This window comes from Metabacillus flavus, from assembly GCF_018283675.1.
In the GTDB taxonomy this organism is placed as follows: Bacteria; Bacillota; Bacilli; order Bacillales; family Bacillaceae; genus Metabacillus_B; species Metabacillus_B flavus.
Window position 1 is genome coordinate 707,768 of the sequence record NZ_JAGVRK010000001.1, and the last position, 19,888, is coordinate 727,655.

The window sequence follows — 19,888 nt, forward strand, 5'->3', positions numbered from 1 at the left end:
AAGTTTGTGCAGAGGTTTTTTCCTTATGCATAACGGACAATTTCTGTTACATATCTTTAAATGATAAAGATTAATAGGGATAAGGAGGGGCAGAATGCATAATTTGGATCCTTCTATGCGGCTGAAAGTGAATCGGGATACGGTGTTCATTCCAGATCCATCAGGCGAAGTGTATTTCCGGAACAATAGGAGCTCATTCCAAATGGAGGGAAGCACCATTTCCCAGTGGATTGAAAAACTGATGCCGATGTTTACGGGTGATCGCAGTCTTGATGAATTGACTGCAGGCTTGACGCCTGCTTACCGCGACCGGGTATATGAAATTGCCGGTGTTCTTTACAACAACGGATACTTGCGTGACGTCAGCGAGGAACGGCCCCATCAATTGCCGGAGCAGGTGCTGAGGCATTTCGGCTCTCAAATTGAATTTCTTGATGGATTCGGCGGATCCGGTGCGGCAAAATTTGAGGATTTCCGTAAGACGAAAGTGTTAGCAGCCGGCTCAGGTCCTTTTTTTGTGTCGCTTGTATCTGCTCTGCTGGATTCGGGTTTACCGAAGTTTCATATGCGAATGACGGACATGGCCCCTTCTGACCGGGAACGGATCAGAGAGCTTGTAGAGGAAGCGCGCAAGTATGACCAGGAGGCGGCAGTTGAGGAAATCCCATCTCAAAGCTGGCAGGAAGCTGTTCAGCCCTATCAAACGATTTTGTATATCTCGGAGGATCGCGAAGAACTGACGGCTCTCCGCCAAATATGCGAAAGTGAAGGGAAAATCCTGATTCCTGCGATTTTTCTTGAGAATGAGGGGATTGCAGGGCCGGTTCTGCATCCGGAGATGAATGGCGATGTGGAGTCAGTGATCAAGAGTGTCCATACTGTTTCGGATGAACGGCTGAATCCTCCATCTCCAACGGCTGCAGCGATGCTTGCGAACTTGATTGCCTTCGAATGGCTGAAGGAAGCGACGGGACTAAAGGCTGCAGAGGACCGGCAATTTTATCTGCTGAATCTGGAAACGCTCGAGGGAAGCTGGCATTCCGTTACCCCTCATCTGAAAAAAAAGGCATCGGTCACGCCGGCAGTCCATATTAGAGAGCGGATAGAAAGGGAGCCGGATCAAAAGCTTGGATATTGGCTCATAAGCTTCAGTGAACTAACCTCGCCTCAAACAGGCATTTTTCATGCATGGGAAGAAGGAGAACTGACACAGCTTTCGCTTGCGCAGTGCAGGGTGCAGGCTGTTCATCCGGAAACAGGTGAAATTCTTCCGGAGATCGTCTGCGCCGGCATTAATCATGAAGAGGCCAGAAGGGAATCGGGACTTGCGGGGATTGAAGCGTATGCCTCCTGCCTGATGGAAGCAGATGGAATCGGAGCGGGAGAAACGGCAGCGGAGGCGATTTGCCGCGCACTTCATAAGGCACTTGAAAGGGAGCTTGGCAAAAGAGAAAAGGAAAACGCTCCGATTTATCCTGTACAGCTGCATGCAGAGGATGAAGAGTGCCGTTATTACTGGCAGGTGTTGAATACGCTGCAGGGACCTCCCGTCATTGGAATTGGAAAAGAAATAGCGGGCTTCCCGTCGGTGTGGGTCGGTACAGGCAAAGGCTGGACGAATCGTACGGGGCTGAATTTGACCCTAGCGGTGAGAAGCGCCCTGAAGCAGGCGATCCAGCAGGTGCAGTCCTCGAACGTAACCCATTCAGCGAATTCTCCGGTGCTACTGGAGAATGCCATACGGCTGATGATTCCAGCCTATGAACTGGAAGAAAAAGCGCTGTACAGCTATGCGGAAGACGTTCTAGACCGGGAAGGGATTCAACTTGAAATCACCGAGCTTGAGGTGGACCCGCTAATCAAACAAGGGATTGCCGGGGTCTTTGGGGTAGCTCTCCGAAAGGGGGAATCCGATTGAAAACAATCGCTGTGATTGGAGAAGGAGCTCTTGCTGAGCTGGCCGCTCAAAAGCTTTCCAAAACGTATGATGTCATCCATACCGTTCATGCTGATGAAAATCCAGCTGAAGCCGCATTGATTTTGCAGGATTGCTGGAATCCGGCTTTTTTTCGGGAGGCGAAGGAAAGGCTTGGGGGGATTCCAAGGCTGTATGGGTATGTTTCGTTTGGAGAAGGTGTTATTGGCCCGCTTGAAACACAAGGATCGACCGGCTGCTTTCACTGCGCTTCGGTAAGGAAGCTGATGGCAGGACGGGACCGGAAAGAAATGTGGGACCTGACAGAGAGAGCGGCAGAATCGGCATTGGAAAGTGATGTATGGGCAACCCGGACGGGGATGGCGCAAATGATTCACATTCTGGAGAATGAAGTCCGGTTATTGCTGGAAGATATGGAGGTCCATTCGAACGGAAGCATCTTTTTGCTGAATTTGAGGACCCTAGAAGGTTCCTGGCATTCGTTTCTGGCAGATCCATTCTGCGCGGTATGCGGGTTTGTGCCCGATGATTGTGCGGAATTAGCACGAATTGAATTGAAATCAAGTCTAAAAACAGATAAGAACAGCTACAGATGCCGATCAATGGGGGAGCTTTCCAAATTCCTGTCAAAGGATTACCTGGACTCAAGCACCGGACTTTTCAATGAAAAAGTGGTAGATCTTAGTACGCCGTTTGCAGATACGATTGTGAACCTGCCGCTATTCGGAGGGAACGAAGGAACGGCCGGCAGGACACTTTCCTATAAAGCAAGTGAAATGACTGCTATCCTTGAAGGACTGGAACGGTACTGCGGTTACACAGCCCGCGGGAAAAACACGGTCATCCGCGAAAGGTACCGCAACTTGGCGGGGCAGGCAATCAATCCGCTTACAGTGGGGGTTCATGCGCCAGAAAAATATGCAGAGACCGGCTTTCCTTTTCAGCCGTTCCATCCAGACCGGAAGCTCAACTGGGTGTGGGGGTACTCATTTCTGGAGGAACGGCCGGTTCTTGTTCCAGAATTGCTTGCCTATTACAGTATGGGCTGCGGCCATAAAGGCGGATTTGTATATGAAACATCCAACGGCTGTGCGGTCGGAGGCAGTTTGGAGGAGGCCATTTTCCACGGCATTATGGAAGTGGCAGAACGTGATTCCTTCCTGATTACATGGTATGCAAGGCTTCCGCTGAGACGGATTGATCCGCGTTCGTCCGGGGATACCGAGCTCAATTTGATGCTTGACCGGATGGAGACGTTGAACGGATATGATCTTCATTTGTTCCAGTCTACGATGGAGCATGGCATTCCGAGTATTTGGGCTATAGTGAAGAACCGCAAAGACAGCGGCATGAATTTGATGTGTGCAGCAGGCGCCCACCTCGATCCGGTCAGGGCTGTGAAAAGTGCCGTTTTTGAGCTTGCGGGAATGATGGGAGCTCTTGGTGAACGGCTGGATGATAAAAGGGAGAGGTATAAGCGGATGCTGGAGGATGGTTCATTGGTCAGGCAGATGGAGGATCATGGGATGCTGTATGGCTTGCCTGAGGCGGAAGAACGGCTGAATTTTTTGCTTCAGGATCAACGCCCGCTTTTGACGTTTGAGGAGGCATTCGAGCATGCCCCGATCAGAGCGGATATAAAGGATGATCTCGAAGACGTAATTTTGCGGTTCAAAAAACGGAATATGGATGTCATTGTCGTGGATCAGACGGCGCCTGAGCTGAAAAAGAATGGATTGCACTGTGTCAAGGTCCTCATTCCGGGAATGCTGCCGATGACGTTTGGCCACCATTTAACCCGCTTAACAGGCCTTGAACGGGTGCTGAAGGTGCCGGCAGAGCTTGGATACAGAAATGGACAATTGTCACTAGACGAACTTAATCCATACCCGCATCCGTTCCCATAGGGAGGAGTGTCCGCTTGAATCTCGAGAAATTTCTTTACACGATTCATTTTGATATGGATCAGGCAAGCCCTCCGGATTGGCAGCCGGACTGGGAGGATGCACCGCTTCCTTATAAAGTGTACCGGGAACTTCCGGTCATCCAGCTTGAAGCGGATGTGCCTCTTTCGCTTGCCGCGCCGGAACCCCCTTGTTCGCCGGGCTTGAAACGGCTGGGTCATTTTCTCTGGTATACGTATGGACTGGCGCAGATTTCCCATACTGTTTACCCTGAGGAGGAGTCTGACGAACTTTCGCAATCCTTACGAAGATTTGCCCCTTCCGGCGGTGGGCTGTATCCGAATGAATTGTACGTCTATTTGAAGCTTGAGGATATCCCCGCCGGAGTCTATCATTACGACGTTGCCCGACATGGGCTGGTGCTATTGCGGGAAGGAAATGCCGATGTCTATCTTTCAAAAGCACTCGGAAACCGCTGCGACGTTTCCTCCTGTTTTGGAACGGTGCTGATCTCGGCAAGATTTTGGAAAAATTTCTTTAAATACAATCAGTTTTCCTACCGCCTGCAAGGACTCGATGCAGGGGCAGTGACCGGACAGCTTCTGGAGATGGCAAAGCGCTTCGGTTATGCTTCTGGAGTCTACTTTCAGTTTCTGGATCGGGCGGTGAACCATCTCCTTGGGCTTGATCAGCAGCAGGAGAGTGTATATGCGGTCATTCCACTGTCAGTAGAGCCAACCAGGTGGTCTGCAACCGGAAATGGTGAGAGTGAAACGGCGGAGGAAGTGTGCAGGATGATTCCGGGAATCGAGACTAGCCACTATGTCGGGTCAAAAAGAATTCTGGAGTTCCCTGTGTTAAATGCAATCAACGAAGCTTCTTTTCTGGAGTCCGGCGGTTCGTTCAGGAAAATTCGTTTGAGTGAAAAAACGGAGCGGGGTGAACAGGAAATACCTCTGCCGGGTACCAGATTATCGTATGATCTGGCTTTAGCATGCAAAAATCGATTTTCGCCTGAAATGGATTTTACCCTCGGCAAGGTGACCAGTCAACAGGCAGGAAATCTGCTGCGGGAAGCGTTCGCAGCCTATTCATACCGGAATGATTTAGACGGCGCCGGTGAAAATAGACCGCGAGTTTCCATCTATGCCTGCTTTTATAAAGTGGAAGGAACCGCGGATGGCGCCTATCGCTATGATGAGGAAAAGCAGGTGCTGAAGGTAATCCGTTCAGGGGACCACCGTTTTTATCTTCAAGATGCCATGACGCTGAATAACCTCAACCTGTATCAGATCCCAATGGTCATCCATGTGGCAGGCGCTCGAAATCATCTCTTGCCTGAACTCGGCTACAGAGGCTACCGCATTCAGCAGATGGAGGCGGGTATGCTCACACAGCGGCTCCTTCTCACCGCTGCGGCCATCGGCTGGGGCGGCCATCCGCTGCTGGGCTTTGAAGGCAGCAGGGTGGATGAGCTATACGGACTGGACGAGAGGGGAGAAACGTGCCTCATTCAAATCCCGATTGGACCATACCGTGAGCGGGCTAGTCTGAAGGGGTCACTGAAAATGTGATTCGATAATAAATGAGTGGTTTTCGATAATATATCGTGAAAATCGATAATATATCAGGAAATTCGATAATAAATAAAAAAAATCAATCATATCTGGAAGGCAAGCAGATAAATGAGCACGGACGTATTGCTTGGGAGGACTGGATACTAAAAATCGCCTGAACCATAGAAGGTTCAGGCGGTTTTTTAATTAGGCTATGCTAAAGCATAATGTTGATTTTTAACACCTGTTGATTGGAGCGGAAGGCGTGAGACTCCCTCGGAAACAGCGGGACAGGTGAGACCCCACAGACGCAAAGCGGCGAGGAGGCTCACCGCCCGCCCAAGGATAAGCGAACGCCTGCTAGCTGCAATCAACAGCCAAGTTTAACAGAGCTTTTAATTAAAGAGTTAATATCCTTTCTCAAAATCCACCCGGTTCACATCCGGTTCCTCTCCAGCCAAATACTTTTTCAGATTCGGAAGCAGGATCTCTCCGATTACTCGTTCATCATAATATTCCGTGGAGCCTGCTGTATGAGGAGTCATAATCACATTTTCCATGTTCCACAGCGGACTGCTGTTTTCAAGCGGCTCGTTTTCAAATACATCGAGACCCGCACCTGCGATTTCCCCGGATTGAAGAGCTGCGATCATGTCTTTTTCTACCACAATATCGCCGCGGCCGATGTTGATGAAGAAAGCGGAATTCTTCATTAGCGAAAATTGTTCTTTTCCAATCATCCTGTGTGTATCCTTTGTCAGCGGGAGGGTGATAACAACATAATCGCATTCCGGCAGCATTTCATTCAGCTGATCCGGAGTGTACATTTCGTCCACAAACTCCGCTTTCTTGCCGGAATGCCTCAATCCGAGAACTTTCATATTAAAGGCTTTCGCGATTTTTGCCGTTTCTTTCCCGATTGCGCCGATTCCTAAAATTCCAATCGTTTTATGATGGATCTCAAGCTTCAGGTTCGCATGGTGCCACGTTTTGGCTTGCTGATTACGGACATAGGAATGGATATTCCGGGTAAGACCGAGCATGAGGGCGAAAATGGTTTCAGAAATCGGGTAAGCATGGACGCCATTCGCACTCGTCAATGCGATCGTTTTTTTCTCCAGTTCCTTAAGCGGCATATTGTTGACGCCGGCGCTCCAAGTTTGAATCCATTTGAGATCCTCTGCTTCCGCAAGATGATCGGTCATTTCTTTCCTCCAGCCGGCGATGATCTCGGCGCCAGCTATGTCTTTTCCCCAGATTGCAGAGTCTCTTCCAACAATAATCTTCCAATCAGGTATGACTTCCTGTATTTGGTTTACATATGTATCCTGTAAATTTTGTCCGATAATTAGCTTGCGCATGACCCCATATCCCCTCCTTTTTGTTTCCATTATTGTATCAGAGGGGAGGGAGAGGGTGGAAACAAGGTGCTCAAGTTTAAGGAATGGCTTGTTGGCAGTCCGATTTAATGAAAAATTTGGACAGGCTATCGCAGGTTTAGCAGGTTCGCTGCCCCATTTAAATAGCCAGTTCCTTGTCTGACTTCGGGTTTTGACCTGTGGACATTCTGCAGTGGGTGATTTTGGCTTCCAGTTTCCCTTGAATGGCTTTAACAACCCGTAAAATTACGGAGTATGGAACCTGTTCCCCTCCGAAAATGGAAACCTTTATTTCACATCGGCAAATCCGTTCCAGAGCTGGAATTGCACTCAGACCTGAAACGCATCCATTAAGTGAAGGAATCATTAATGAAGCTTTGGAAATAAAAAAGGATGGATCTCTTCCATTCTTTTTTTGCGCGTGGAAAAGCAGATCAATCAATGGAATTCCCCTGCATTTAGGAGCAAAAAGACAGGCTAAGCCATAGTATAAAGAGGAGCGAACCTGACTTAAAATTGTGTAGGAGATGAAAGCCATGTCTTTGCCCCATATTCCTAATATTACCCCGCCCATCTCCCTTACCCGGAGTGAAACGATCAACCTGCTGCTTGCGTCCATAGCCCAAGAAGAAATCGGATTAGCGCATATTCTAAAGGCTGAAGGAGAAACATTCAGAAAGGTCATGGATGCAGGTTCTTCAACCCTGAAGGACTGCCTGCAGATCAATGAGAGCCTCAACAGAACCCTTCGTTCAGTCGTTAAATCCCAAATGCTGCTTCACTTTAAGCTGGAGGATGTTTTGCTGCTGGATGCTGCGAACCGGAGCGAAGGTAAGCCGCAATGACAGAAGAATACTCGATGACAAGTGAAAAGCTTAAGGAAATGGAAGAGGAATATATAAAAAGCTTTTTCCCGCTAATTGGTTTCCTATCTGACTTTGTTCAAGAACGGTCGTTTCACTCCCTTCCTGCTTCAGAGAGAAAACGGGCTGGATCAAGCATCACATCGGCCCTTCGATTAATGGAAAGCATGCACACCCATCTGATTTTCCAAAAATACTTGTATGCTGAGGGGCTGAAACTGGAGGAGGATTCTTTAGAGATGGACAAAGATCTAAAGAAATCAGCCGTTTCCGCCTTTCATGATCTTGATTCGCTGATGCAGAAGACCCCTCTTCTTATAAAAGAGCATAGACAGCAATGCAAATACGTGCTGGGGCAGATCCTTCATTACTATAATAGCCGCTCGAAACCTGGTGTCGTTAAATCCTCAGAGCCTCCTTGGATTCCATAGCAAGGCAGAGTGAAAGAATGGAAGTGAGAGTTTGAAAGATTGTTTGAGAATAAGCTTGTGCATGATCGTGAAGAATGAGGAATCATCCATTGAACGATGCCTGAAAAGTGTGGAAGGGATTGTTAGTGAAAAAATTATCGTAGATACAGGCTCTGAAGACAGAACCATTGAACTGTGCAAAGAGCATCAAGCACATGTATTTCCCTATGAATGGAATGACAGCTTTGCAGATGCGAGGAATTTCGGGTTAACTCATGCTTCAGGAGACTGGATTCTCTGGCTTGATGCAGATGAGGAGCTCGGCACTTTTGAAAAAGAGGATTTGACCATGTACTTATCCCAAGCACAATCATCCATTTTATCATTGCCTGTCATTCATTATTACGGCGATGCACTGCCTGTTCAAACGAATCAGGCACATTTATATCATCAAAACCGGCTTTTTAAAAATCAAGCCGGGATAAAATTCTATAACAGAATTCACGAAATTCCTCTTCTGCCTAATGGAGCAGATGAGAAAACAGATATACTAGCCTTGCCTGTTCATCATTACGGATATTTGAAGGAAATAGCAGAAAAGAAGCAGAAATCCAGCCGGAATCTTAGGCTCCTAGAGATAGAGGCTGAGGAACCGGGACATAGCCCATGGATTGAATATCACCTTGCCAGTGAATATTACCGGCATGGAAAAATTGAACTGGCTTTTGCGCTAGTCAATCAGTCCATCCTGAAATTTATTCAAGAAGGAAAGATGCCCCCCTCGATGCTTTACAAGTTAAAGTACACCATCCTGCTGGACACAAATAACACGGAAGGGACGAGAGAAGGATTAGAAAAAGCTCTTCTTCTCTATCCCGACTACACCGATCTTCATTTTTACAAAGGAATGATTCTCTATCAGGAACGGGATTTCGATGAAGCCATCCGTGCATTTGATACGTGCCTGGAGCTCGGCGAAAATCATCCGCATCATCTGATTCTAAAGGGAGCCGGCAGCTTCAAGGCATGGAACTGCAAAGGACTTTGCCTTGAAAGGCTTGGAAGGATCAAAGAATCCCAGGAGGCATTTGCGATGGCGGGCGGGGTTGAATGGCAAAATCAGGAGGGGAAAACTTGAAAAGAATTCTTTATATCGGGTGGCTCGGGTACAAGAATCTAGGAGATGAACTCATGTTTGATCTATTCAAAGAACAGTTTTCATCCCTTGGAGAAGGATATAAATTGGATGCTGTCAACAATGAACCTGTCTACTTGGATCGTTATCCGCTTGATTCCTATGATTTAATCGTTCTTGGCGGAGGTTCAATTCTTAGCGGCCCGCAGCATTTTATACAGCCATCATTAATCAATACGCTGCATAAAGCTGTGCGTTCCGATAAGAAAGTGATGATTTGGGGTTCCGGGATCGATTGGGTTCCAAAACCATTGCATGCTGCTCTTCAGGAAAAAAGAGAGTGGAAGTTTACTGGTCATGAAGACTTATACAGGAAAACAAAAGAGGTGTTCGAAAAAGCAATATGGGCCGGGGTCAGAGGGCCTTTGACAGAGGGGCTGCTGAAAAATCTGGGAGTCAGCCCGGAGAAGATTCATGTAAGCGGGGACCCTGGTTTTCTGTTAAAGAAAGCTGAGGAAGATTTTACAAAGCCTGTACAGAAAATAATCGGAGTCAACTGGGGTACGACCTATAATATGCTGTATGGAAATGATGAAAATAAGGTAGAGGATCAGCTGGCTGCTGCCCTGAAAGGCTTTATTAAAAAAGGGTACAAAGTTTATTTATATACCGTTTGGAGTGTGGATCTGCCGGCGGCGGAACGTTTATATGAGAAAATAAATGAGCGGGAGGATGTTGTACTCGATAAGCATTTGTACCATCAGGATGAGCTTATCTCCTTACTTGAAGACTTCAGCTTTACCATCAATTTTAAACTTCACCCTAATTTTCTCTCGCTCGCTGCCCACGTCCCTTTTGCGGCTCTTGGGTACCGTTTCAAAGTGTTTGATTTTGTGAAGTCAATAGACCTTGAAGAACTGGTCATCTCCACAGATTCAAACGACATCACAGCAGAGCTTGCGAAAGCGGAATTGTATATTTCACAAAACAGAGATCGCATTGTTGAGAAAATGAAATTCTGGCAGGCTTATTACCGCTATCAAATGACGAAACCTTTTGAACAGCAACTGTATCTCTAGAAAGGAACAGATAGAAGTGGAACCTATAAATCTGCTGTTTATTACAAGAGATGACCGCGGCTATACCGTCCCGGCTTCTGTCTACTTCATCCGGGAACTAAGCAAAGTGACCCGTTTAAGCGTCTCCTGCGAATCCGGGCCTATTAAAGAGATTATCAATAACGCCGGCATCAAGCCTGATTTTATCTATTTAAATGACTACGGGGAAAATGGATCCCCTGAGATTTCAGGATTAGAGGATTTAGAAATTCCCTTTGCCGTCGGTCTCCATGATCTCCATTACAATTATCCAAACCGAAAAAAAGATTTAACCGGGATCCGGGTAAAGTATATTTTCACCTGCTACAGGGATAAATTTCTGAATTGGTATCCGGAGTTCACCGAGCGCATGAGATGGCTTCCCCACCATGTGAACACGGAGATATTCAAAGATTATAAGCTTGAAAAAGACAATGAATTGCTGATGATGGGCGCGGCTCTGGAGGAATTCTATCCGTTAAGAAGGACCATCATGAAGAGGTTTGAAGAACGTCCTGAATTTGTCTATCACGGGCACCCAGGCTACAGGAAAATCGGCGAGGGTGAGAAAAAGGTGTTTACAGGAGAGAAATATGCAAAGGAAATCAACCGGGCGAAAATCTTTCTGACCTGTGATTCCATCTTTCATTACCCGATCATGAAATACTACGAAGCCACGGCCTGTAACACGCTATTAATGGCCCCGTCCTCCAGAGAACTTATGGATCTTGGATTTATTCCGGGTGTAAACTTTATCTCGATTGATGAAGGCTGCTTTGAAGAAAAGGCAGATTATTATCTGCACCATGACCAGGAGAGAGAGCGGATTGCCTTAAATGGAATGAGAATGGTTCATAAGAGGCATTCAACGAAAAAGCGGGCTGAAGAATTCGTTCAGTTCGTTGATGAAATTCTAGTTCAGCAAAGCGAGAAGCCCTGCAGATGAATGCAGGGCTTTTACTTGATATAGTTCTTGAAAAATTCATCGTTCTGTCTGACGCTTGCATCGTCGGGCCGGTATTTTTTCGCATGGAGATGGTGTTCAATGGAAAGGTCTTTTTCCCCGATTTCCCAATAGGCTACACATAGCTGAAGATGAGGATACCAGGTAGAATACGCAGGCTGGTTAAACCCCTGACCGCCTGAATTTCCCCCTTCCAGCGCAAGCTTATACCAGATGATGGCTTTCCTGAAGCTTTTATCTGCTTTATAAAGGTCGCCAAACCGGCAGGAAATCTCCGGACGGGGGGTATCGTACTTTAAAGACAAGGCAAGCGCTTCTTTTTCTTTGTCCTTGTTTCCAAGCTTTTGATAACATTCTGCCATCATGGCGCAAGCCCGGATTTCATCTTCCACCCAGCCCTTTTTTGTCGCTAGAAATTCCCGGTAATACATAATGGCTTTCAAATACTGTCTGTGATCTTTTAATTCATTTGCATAATAGTACAAATCCCTTGGAGTAAACGGGTCTCCTCTTTCCAGCCGGGCTTCATAAATGGCCAGGTTGCGGCCGCTCCGCTCAGATGAGTTGATTTTATCGGATTTCCGGTGGGTGATGGCGATATCAGCAGAAAGAATGTTTCCGGACACCTCCAAATACTCGTGGACAAATCCTACCCACTTAAAGTCCCGGCAGCTCTTCACCAACCGGTTGCGCCTGTAGCTGAAGGTCGGGCTGCCGTACTCATCGAATGCAATGTTATAGATGAAGGAGACGGCGTCATAGGAGGATTCCAGAGTCTTCTTCAATCTCAAGAACTTCTCCTGATCTTCATTTAGCAGCACATCATCTGCATCCATCCAAAAAATATAATCCATTTTTGCTTGACTGAAGGCAAAATTTCTCGCTGCAGCGAAATCATCAATCCACTCAAAATCCAATACCTTATCTGTGAACACACGGGCGATTTCCTTTGTTTTATCCGTAGATCCTGTGTCTATAATGATGATTTCATCACAGATGTCTTTTACACTGCTCAGGCATCTATGGAGCACTTCTTCTTCGTTTTTGACTATCATGCATAGAGAAATTGATATCATCATGCTCACCGCCTCATATAAACTTACTTTTCCGATGTTCTTCCTAAGCTGTACCTTTCATATCCTGTATACAGTGATAAATATGAGGAAAGAAGTGAAAATCACCTTGAAAACCAACAAGAAGCTGATTATGTGCTATGGGAAAACAGCCTTCACTCCTGGACGATATTTGGAAGATGGATTGAGGTCCATCGGAGCCAATGTAGATGTGTATAAGACCGAAATTGATTTCGGTGCCATTGATTTTTCTGAAGTCGCAGGTGTTCTATTTGTGGAAAGCCCTTCAAAACCGGCTGTTAAAACGAAGAATATTGACTTGGTCACCGTTCCAAAGCTCTTATGGGTACACCACGGGGAGAATCGTATTCCTACAAACGTAAAATTAGCCAAAAAATTCAAAGCTGATCTGATACTGATGGCACATTCCCTTCACCTGGCGAAAAGATTTCCAGCCCCTGTCCGCTTTTTTCCCTTTGCCATGGCAAAAAACATTTTCAACAGCAAGACAGATTTAAATGAAAGGCCGATTGATATTTCATTTGTTGGAAGCAGAGACCCGGGCTATTATCAGAAGAGAAGAATCGCCTTAAAAGCCATTAAAGAGAAATTCAGCAGTTCATACAAGCTTTCCCTGAATTCATCTGTGTTCGTAAATGGTCTAGCTGAGCAGTACAGCAAATCGAAAATTGTCGTAAATCATACGGCAGATACCATTAAAAGCCTGAATATGAGGATATTCGAAGGAATGGGCTGCGGGGCACTTGTGATTACTGATTTTGTCCCAGGCCAGGATCAGCTCTTTCGAGATCAGGAGCATTACGTGCTTTTTAAAAACCATGCTGAACTGCTTGAGAAGATTGATTATTACTTGACCCATCCAAAGGAAGCGCAGAAGATCGCCTCAGCCGGCCATCTGCATCTTCTCTCTTCCCATACGTATGAACACAGGGCTCATGAAATCTTTCGCCACATAGAAGAACTTGCAGCAAACGCCCCGGATTAACCCGGGGCTTTTTTGCGAAAAAATGTCACTCTGCTGTATAGAGCTGTTTTTCAAAAGGTTCGATTAACAATGGCCGGTACTTGCTTTGAGTCTGCTTATAGCGTTCCAGGATGCTGTCTGTGTTCTTTTCAATCAAGTCCACACGGTTTAAAACTTCTTCCTCCAAATTTATAGCACCTGTAGATAAAGCATACTCTTCAAGACCCGCTGAATAAGCGAGATCAAATACTTTGAATCTGTAACCGAGAAATACACAGGGTACGCCAGCTGAGAGGGATAAGAGGTTTGGATGAAGCTTAAAATTGATTGTCATCCGGCATGCCGATAACTGTGTCATAAGCTGCTGCTCTGAATACAGCGTTTTGTCAAAGGAAGCGTTCAAAGGATCATCGATTTTCTTTAAAAGCCTGCTGCATGCTGTACGGTCTTCATTCCAGACTGTATAGATCCAAATTTTGTAGCCCTTCTTAATGAGAGTCTTGCAGATAGACACAAGTTTGTTTTCCAATTCAGCCTCATTGCTTCCATACAAATTGTTGTAGGTCGTGCCCCAGTTGATTCCAATGGTGTTTTCCCTTTTAGCCAAGACTTCTTTCGGCGTTAGCAGCAGTCCTGCATCTCCCGCAATTTGAATGTGATCCTGGTGTATGCCGGCTGCTTCCAATGCTTTCTTCGTAAATGGCCCCCGTACGCCCGAGAAGGAGGCCTGCGAAAAAACCTTTTTAAATATTGCAGCTTCTTCCCCTTTAAGTCTTTTCTCCATTGAAGGAATTTTCCCATCTATTATGGCATCCAGCTGTTTCTTTGGAATCTTATCGATTCCGCTCCCCCAGATCATTCCCTTTTTCCCTTTTTGCAGAGCCTTGTTGAGAAGGTTCATATACCTTGGAACAAGGAGGGAGCCTCCTCCAAGCACCACCGTATCGAACTCATCCAGTTTGCTGATATCTGTTCCGGGCAGGGAGGGCACAATTTTGATGTCTTTCTCATTCAGGTGCTCCTTGCTGAGATTTTTAAATAACCTCCATAACAGGTCATCTCCAAGATTTTTATATCCAATCCATCCTAAATACAGAACTTTTTTCAAGATGCCTGCCTCCTCGTGATACTGCGAGTTTTTTTACTTGAGCTGCCGTATCCTTACACCCCGGATATAATATATGTCTTAATCCCTGAATTGGTATGAATTCATGCCTATTGTTCCTGTCAAATCCTTGAAAGCCGGCCGAAGTGTAGGGAAATAGTACAACCGCTTAGCCGAAAAATTAATATATTATCCAGTACACAAAATTTAATAGAAAGGAGCTGCAAAGCTTGAAATTCGTAATACATGGCTATTACGGGGCAGGAAATATAGGGGACGATGCGATTTTGGAAAACATGATCGACTCGGTGTCCGAAGCATTTCCTGACGCTGAATTCTGCGTGGTGTCTAAAGGGCTTTTTACTGCCTATCGGGGCGATAAATGTGTCAAAGCTGTGCAAGTAAAGTCTTTCTCTGCAGTTAAAGAAAAAATAAAACAGGCTGATGCTGTCATTGTGGGTGGCGGAGGCATCCTGCAGGACTATTCCGGCTGGAAGCCGCAAAGTGGCACAGGCCTGGAAGCGAAAGGAATGAACTACTATGGCCAGGTAGTTCAAGCCGCCCATCAATACGGGAAAAAAATCTTTTTTTACGGCATCGGAATCGGGCCCTTTTTTACATCCAAGGGCAAAGAGTATGCCCTCTCGCTGCTTTCAAAAGCAGAACGCATATCGGTAAGGGATGAAGTTTCACTTCAATTTGTTAAAGATCACCTTACTGAAAAGGAAGTAACCCTCACACCCGATCCTGCCCTGAACCTGAAAAGCATATCAAGTGCAGCTGCAAAAAATCACCTGATAAAAGCTAAAATCCCTCTCAATAAAAAGCTTGTAGGAGTTTGTCTGAGACCGTGGAGATTCAAGCATAAGGAACAGCAGCAATTGATTGTCCGGATGGCTAGACTTTGCACAATGCTTGCCATAAGAGAAAAAGCACATCTGGTCCTGTTTCCGATGAGCCAATATGCAGGAGACAAGCAAATCATGAGGAAGCTGGAAAAAAAGCTTCCTAAAGGATCCTATACGATGCTTTCCGGCAACCAGCAGCCAAAAGTTCTGAAAGGAATTCTTGGTGAATTTTCCTTAATGATCGGAATGCGTCTCCATTCTTTAATCCTGAGTGCAAGTCAAAATGTTCCGGTTATCGGCATTTCCTATGATCCGAAAGTGGACCATTTCATGGACTCCATTGGAAGGAAACACCATTCATTCCGCTATTCTGCAATTAAACCGGATAACCTGTTCGCCATTTCCAAGCAGCTGATGAATCAGCCGGAAGCTGAGCGGCATGAGATGGGGCAAATAATTTCCCGATTGCAGGATGCAGAAAAAAGAAGCTCTCATTTATTGATTGCAGGAAAAGGAGAGGAACCAGCAGCAGTGAAAAAGCTGAGAATTGCTCACTTTGGAAGATACGGTGAGGGAGATACGGACATTGTAAGAAGCATGTTCCTGTCCCTTGTCCAAATGGGTCATGAAGTTCAGGAGTGGAACACCGGAATTCATCCTGAATGGACCTATGCTCCTAAAAAACACGGCGGAGGAAATGGCCCCATCTATGTTCGCCTGAGAATCATACGGGAGAAGCTCATGAAATTCAGACCGGATTTGATTATTTGCAATGCAGGCGGTTTAACCTTCAGCCGCAGTGATATGGACTGGTTAAAAAATAATGGGATCCCTGTACTTGGCATCTCCTTAAGCGACCCGGATGTATTTCCGACCGTATCCCAATATGCGGACCGTTTCACATGGCATGCCACGAACGCGATGCTTGCCTATGAAAAGTATAAAAAGCAAGGGTCTACTAATATTTATTACATGCCATTCGGAATAGACAGCCGATTTTTTGAGGAAAGACCGGCCTATTCGAAATTTGCGGCGGATGTTGCCATTATCGGACACGGCAGGAGAGACCGGTATCCGATTGCCAGTGCTTTATGCCAGAACTTCAACACAAAGCTGTACGGGGTGAAATGGCCATACCCGGGTCATGCAATGGGAGAAGTTAGAGGGGACGATTGGTTCAAGGCAGCCTACTCCACTAAAATGCTTGTGAACTTCCCGCGGACGGTGAAGGGCCATACGAATATTAAAGTAGGTATTCTTGAAGCAGCAGCCACGGGAAAACTGCTTTTTACCGAGTATTTTGAAGAAATGAAAAACCTGTTTGAATATGGCGAAGAAATTGTCGCCTACCATTCAAAAGAAGATTTGATCGGGAAAATCAAGTACTTTTTAGAGCACCCTGAGGAAGCTGAAAGAATCGGGAGTAATGCGAAACAAAGGTGCCTGAGGGACCATACGTGGGAAAAGCGTATTGAAAAGCTGTTCTCCGAAATCGGTATCTATGCAATGAAAGGATCGAAGTAAGTTTATTGGGGGAACATATGTGTCTGAAAAAAAAAGAGTCATGATTGTATTTGGAACAAGGCCAGAAGCAATTAAAATGGCTCCTCTGGTCCATGTTCTGCGCAGAAACAGCAAAATCGATCTCTCTGTCTGTCTAACGGCACAGCATAGGGAGATGGTCGATCAAGTCCTAAGGGAGTTTCAGATTGTTCCAGATTATGATTTAAATATAATGAAGGAAAAACAGACGTTATCGGGCCTTTCTGTCCGTTTGCTGACGGGTATGGATGAGCTTTTCCAAAAAACAAAACCCGACATGGTCCTCGTCCACGGGGACACCACCACAACATTTATTGCGAGTCTAGCAGCCTTTTATCAACAGATTCCGGTAGGCCATGTCGAGGCCGGTCTGCGCACGCGGAACAAATATTCTCCATTTCCGGAGGAGCTAAACCGCCAGTTTACCGGTATCATATCTGATTTGCACTTTGCACCAACAGCTAAGGCAGCTGACAATCTGAAGCAAGAGAATAAACTCGAAAGCTCGATTTTTATAACGGGAAATACCGTTATAGATGCAGTGAAAATGACCATTCGCAAAAACTACTCCCATCCTGCAGAAGCATTAATGGAAGGAAAAAAACGAATTCTCCTGACTGTTCACAGAAGAGAAAATTTGGACAAATTGGATGAAATTTTTTCTGCAATCAGAGACCTCGCTGATCAATTCCAGGATATCGCCTTCATGTACCCTGTTCACATGAATCCCGGCATTAAAAATAAAGCGAACCGGCTGCTAAGCGGCCATGAACGAATCATTTTAACCGACCCCCTCCCGGCCTTTGACTTTCATAACTTAATGGCCAAATCTCATCTTGTCTTAACAGACTCAGGAGGTATCCAGGAAGAAGCCCCCAGCTTCGGAGTGCCAGTGGTGGTTCTCAGAGATACAACTGAACGTCCGGAGGGATTAGAAGCAGGGACCATTGTCCTCGCTGGAACCGAACGGAGCAGCATCCATCAAACCGTCTCTGATCTCATGACTGATCCTGATCTTTACTCCAAAATGTCTAATGCGAGCAATCCTTATGGAGACGGCCGCGCATCCGAAAAAATCACTCAGATCATATTGGATTATTTCGGGATCTCTTCTTAATCTTCTTTCATACGAATCTATATTTGCCCACCCTGAAGACGTACCCGGCTCATTGGCCGGGTATTTTCGTGCCTCGCAGAGCAAAAAAGAAAAAGGAGGTGACCTAAAAGGATAAAAATTTCCTTTTAAAGTCAGCTCCTTATTTGTTGAGGTGCCAGTCCTGTCATACATCACCGCAGCGGGGGACAAAGACCTTGGACAACGAATCCATTGGTTCAAGGGGTTGCAAAGATGGTGCCAGATCTTTAGTACGGTGAAATTTTGTGGGACTGGAACGACCCTCCATTGTTAAATCATCAGCTATTAATATTAGAAAGGAGAAGGGAATCTCGCTGCTTCAAAGTGGGTAGTATTCTGTCCATTTACATTCTCCGCAATGTAACCATTTGTTGTACTGGAAGCAAAGACTTCCACCTCATCACCGGCAGCAAGCTGCAGGATGGTAGAGACCGTCACCACATTGGAGGCTCTTACTCCATCGCCGAACAAATCGTTTTCAATAGCAATGGCAGGAGCACCATTTACACGAATTTCTACCTGCACGCTGTAATCTACGTTGTTAAACCTTGGAACGAAAGCAATTGTTGCAATAACCAGGTAAACACCATTCAAATTCGGAACAAATTTAGATTCAGCAGGATTATACTCCCCTGCTAAGTCAAACTGCTCTGTCTGATAGAGTACTTTCACAGGGGTATTCTTGCAGACTTTCTGCTTGGCATTATTGACCGCCCTAAATGCTGATTGAGGCTCTGAAGGACCTGTTGCACCAGTAGCTCCAGCAGGTCCAGTCGGTCCAGTCGGTCCAGTCGGTCCAGTAGGTCCAGTCGGTCCAGTCGGTCCAGTCGGTCCAGTCGGTCCAGTCGGTCCAGTCGGCCCAGTCGGTCCAGTCGGTCCAGTCGGCCCGGTAGGCCCAGTAGGTCCAGTCGGTCCAGTCGGCCCAGTAGGTCCAGTCGGCCCAGTCGGTCCAGTAGGTCCAGTCGGCCCAGTCGGCCCAGTCGGTCCAGTCGGTCCAGTCGGCCCGGTCGGTCCAGTCGGCCCAGTCGGTCCAGTCGGTCCAGTCGGTCCAGTCGGCCCAGTCGGCCCAGTCGGTCCAGTCGGTCCAGTCGGTCCAGTCGGCCCAGTCGGCCCAGTCGGTCCAGTCGGTCCAGTCGGCCCAGTCGGCCCAGTCGGTCCAGTCGGTCCAGTCGGTCCAGTCGGTCCAGTCGGCCCAGTCGGCCCAGTCGGCCCAGTCGGTCCAGTCGGTCCAGTCGGCCCAATCGGTCCAGTCGGCCCAGTCGGCCCAGTCGGCCCAGTCGGTCCAGTCGGTCCAGTCGGCCCAGTCGGTCCAGTCGGCCCAGTCGGTCCAGTCGGTCCAGTTGGTCCAGTTGGTCCAGCCGGCCCAGTCGGTCCAGTTGGTCCAGTCGGTCCAGTCGGCCCAGCCGGTCCAGTCGGTCCAGTTGGTCCAGCCGGCCCAGTAGGTCCAGTAGGTCCAGTAGGTCCAGTCGGTCCGGTCGGTCCAGCCGGCCCAGTCGGACCAGTTACTCCGCTGGGGGAAATGTCTGAAACCTGTTTTAGTTTGTTATCCAGCAGTAATTCCTTCTTAATTGTCATAGCCAGTACATCCTGAACGCTTTCGTTTACTTTTAGAATATCCGCCAAGGATGCTGCAGGACTCAGGCCGGGAATGGTCCCTAGAGCATATTGGATTTTTTCCCCTTCGGCATTGAGAATATGAGCCAGGCCTAACTCTTCCATCGCAATGGATGCCAAGAGCAAGTTGATGACATCGTCTCTAGTAATCGATATCGTAGGGGTGATATTCGGAAGGTTCGGTTGTGACATTACATTTCTCCTTTATAAGTTTTGAACCTTTGTACCGTACTTGTTAAGAAGTGCACATTGGTCTTTACTAAACTATTCATTCTGAGAGAAAGGGTATAAGCGAATACCCCTGCAATCCAAAATTGGGTATTTTTTTTTTGCGATATGCTA

General features: G+C 46.8%; 16 protein-coding genes. 11 read left to right on the forward strand and 5 right to left on the reverse strand.

Annotated features, from left to right (window positions below; all coding sequences use genetic code 11):
• Positions 1-94: 94 nt before the first annotated feature.
• From J9317_RS03725 to J9317_RS03735, 3 genes are read left to right on the forward strand one after another with little or no spacing between them, the layout of a single operon-like run.
• Positions 95-1,918: a bacteriocin maturation protein gene (locus J9317_RS03725; protein WP_211556542.1), complete on the forward strand. Its 1,824-nt coding sequence runs from the start codon at positions 95-97 to the stop codon at positions 1,916-1,918.
• The gene (locus J9317_RS03730; RefSeq protein ID WP_211556543.1) at positions 1,915-3,843 is read left to right on the forward strand and encodes a TOMM precursor leader peptide-binding protein; all 1,929 of its coding nucleotides are present in this window, start codon (positions 1,915-1,917) and stop codon (positions 3,841-3,843) included. Before J9317_RS03725 ends, J9317_RS03730 begins: the two co-directional genes overlap by 4 nt.
• A gap of 14 nt (positions 3,844-3,857) precedes the next feature.
• Positions 3,858-5,414: a SagB family peptide dehydrogenase gene (locus J9317_RS03735; RefSeq protein WP_211556544.1), complete on the forward strand. Its 1,557-nt coding sequence runs from the start codon at positions 3,858-3,860 to the stop codon at positions 5,412-5,414.
• A 389-nt stretch (positions 5,415-5,803) separates the two neighbouring features.
• Here the strand turns inward: J9317_RS03735 and J9317_RS03740 are convergent, their stop codons facing one another.
• Both J9317_RS03740 and J9317_RS03745 read right to left on the reverse strand, forming a co-directional pair.
• Positions 5,804-6,757: a D-2-hydroxyacid dehydrogenase gene (locus tag J9317_RS03740; protein WP_211556545.1), complete on the reverse strand. Its 954-nt coding sequence runs from the start codon at positions 6,755-6,757 to the stop codon at positions 5,804-5,806.
• Between the two features lie 157 nt (positions 6,758-6,914).
• The gene (locus tag J9317_RS03745; RefSeq protein ID WP_211556546.1) at positions 6,915-7,217 is read right to left on the reverse strand and encodes a hypothetical protein; all 303 of its coding nucleotides are present in this window, start codon (positions 7,215-7,217) and stop codon (positions 6,915-6,917) included.
• Positions 7,218-7,311: 94 nt separating this feature from the next.
• Here J9317_RS03745 and J9317_RS03750 point away from each other — a divergent pair, with 94 nt between their 5' ends.
• The 5 genes from J9317_RS03750 (at position 7,312) to J9317_RS03770 (ending at position 11,226) form a co-directional block, all read left to right on the forward strand.
• Complete coding sequence (locus J9317_RS03750; protein WP_211556547.1) at positions 7,312-7,620, forward strand: alpha-helical endospore appendage domain-containing protein; 309 nt, start codon at positions 7,312-7,314, stop codon at positions 7,618-7,620.
• The gene (locus J9317_RS03755) at positions 7,617-8,069 is read left to right on the forward strand and encodes a hypothetical protein (RefSeq protein ID WP_211556548.1); all 453 of its coding nucleotides are present in this window, start codon (positions 7,617-7,619) and stop codon (positions 8,067-8,069) included. The genes J9317_RS03750 and J9317_RS03755 overlap by 4 nt, the downstream gene beginning before the upstream one ends.
• Positions 8,070-8,130: 61 nt before the next feature.
• Positions 8,131-9,186: a glycosyltransferase family 2 protein gene (locus J9317_RS03760; RefSeq protein WP_211556549.1), complete on the forward strand. Its 1,056-nt coding sequence runs from the start codon at positions 8,131-8,133 to the stop codon at positions 9,184-9,186.
• A complete protein-coding gene (locus J9317_RS03765) occupies positions 9,183-10,262 on the forward strand; it encodes a polysaccharide pyruvyl transferase family protein (protein ID WP_211556550.1) in 1,080 nt (359 codons plus the stop codon). Before J9317_RS03760 ends, J9317_RS03765 begins: the two co-directional genes overlap by 4 nt.
• Before the next feature lie 16 nt (positions 10,263-10,278).
• Entirely contained in the window at positions 10,279-11,226 is a 948-nt protein-coding gene (locus J9317_RS03770; RefSeq protein ID WP_211556551.1) for a glycosyltransferase family protein, read from the forward strand.
• Positions 11,227-11,237: 11 nt separating this feature from the next.
• Here the strand turns inward: J9317_RS03770 and J9317_RS03775 are convergent, their stop codons facing one another.
• Entirely contained in the window at positions 11,238-12,320 is a 1,083-nt protein-coding gene (locus J9317_RS03775) for a glycosyltransferase family 2 protein (RefSeq protein ID WP_211562093.1), read from the reverse strand.
• Positions 12,321-12,414: 94 nt separating this feature from the next.
• On the opposite strand from J9317_RS03775, the gene J9317_RS03780 reads away from it, so the two are divergent.
• Positions 12,415-13,323, forward strand: a complete 909-nt coding sequence (locus tag J9317_RS03780) for a CgeB family protein (RefSeq protein WP_347880498.1) — start codon at positions 12,415-12,417, stop codon at positions 13,321-13,323.
• Between the two features lie 25 nt (positions 13,324-13,348).
• Here the strand turns inward: J9317_RS03780 and J9317_RS03785 are convergent, their stop codons facing one another.
• Positions 13,349-14,410: a polysaccharide pyruvyl transferase family protein gene (locus J9317_RS03785; RefSeq protein WP_211556553.1), complete on the reverse strand. Its 1,062-nt coding sequence runs from the start codon at positions 14,408-14,410 to the stop codon at positions 13,349-13,351.
• Between the two features lie 227 nt (positions 14,411-14,637).
• Between J9317_RS03785 and J9317_RS03790 the strand changes: the two genes are divergently transcribed.
• On the forward strand, positions 14,638-16,779 hold the full coding sequence (locus tag J9317_RS03790) for a polysaccharide pyruvyl transferase family protein (RefSeq protein ID WP_211556554.1): 2,142 nt from the start codon (positions 14,638-14,640) through the stop codon (positions 16,777-16,779).
• A gap of 40 nt (positions 16,780-16,819) precedes the next feature.
• On the forward strand, positions 16,820-17,914 hold the full coding sequence (gene wecB / locus J9317_RS03795) for a non-hydrolyzing UDP-N-acetylglucosamine 2-epimerase (RefSeq protein WP_211562095.1): 1,095 nt from the start codon (positions 16,820-16,822) through the stop codon (positions 17,912-17,914).
• 309 nt (positions 17,915-18,223) lie between these two features.
• Here wecB and J9317_RS03800 read toward each other — a convergent pair whose 3' ends face one another.
• The gene (locus tag J9317_RS03800) at positions 18,224-19,738 is read right to left on the reverse strand and encodes an alpha-helical endospore appendage domain-containing protein (protein WP_211556555.1); all 1,515 of its coding nucleotides are present in this window, start codon (positions 19,736-19,738) and stop codon (positions 18,224-18,226) included.
• Positions 19,739-19,888: the final 150 nt, after the last annotated feature.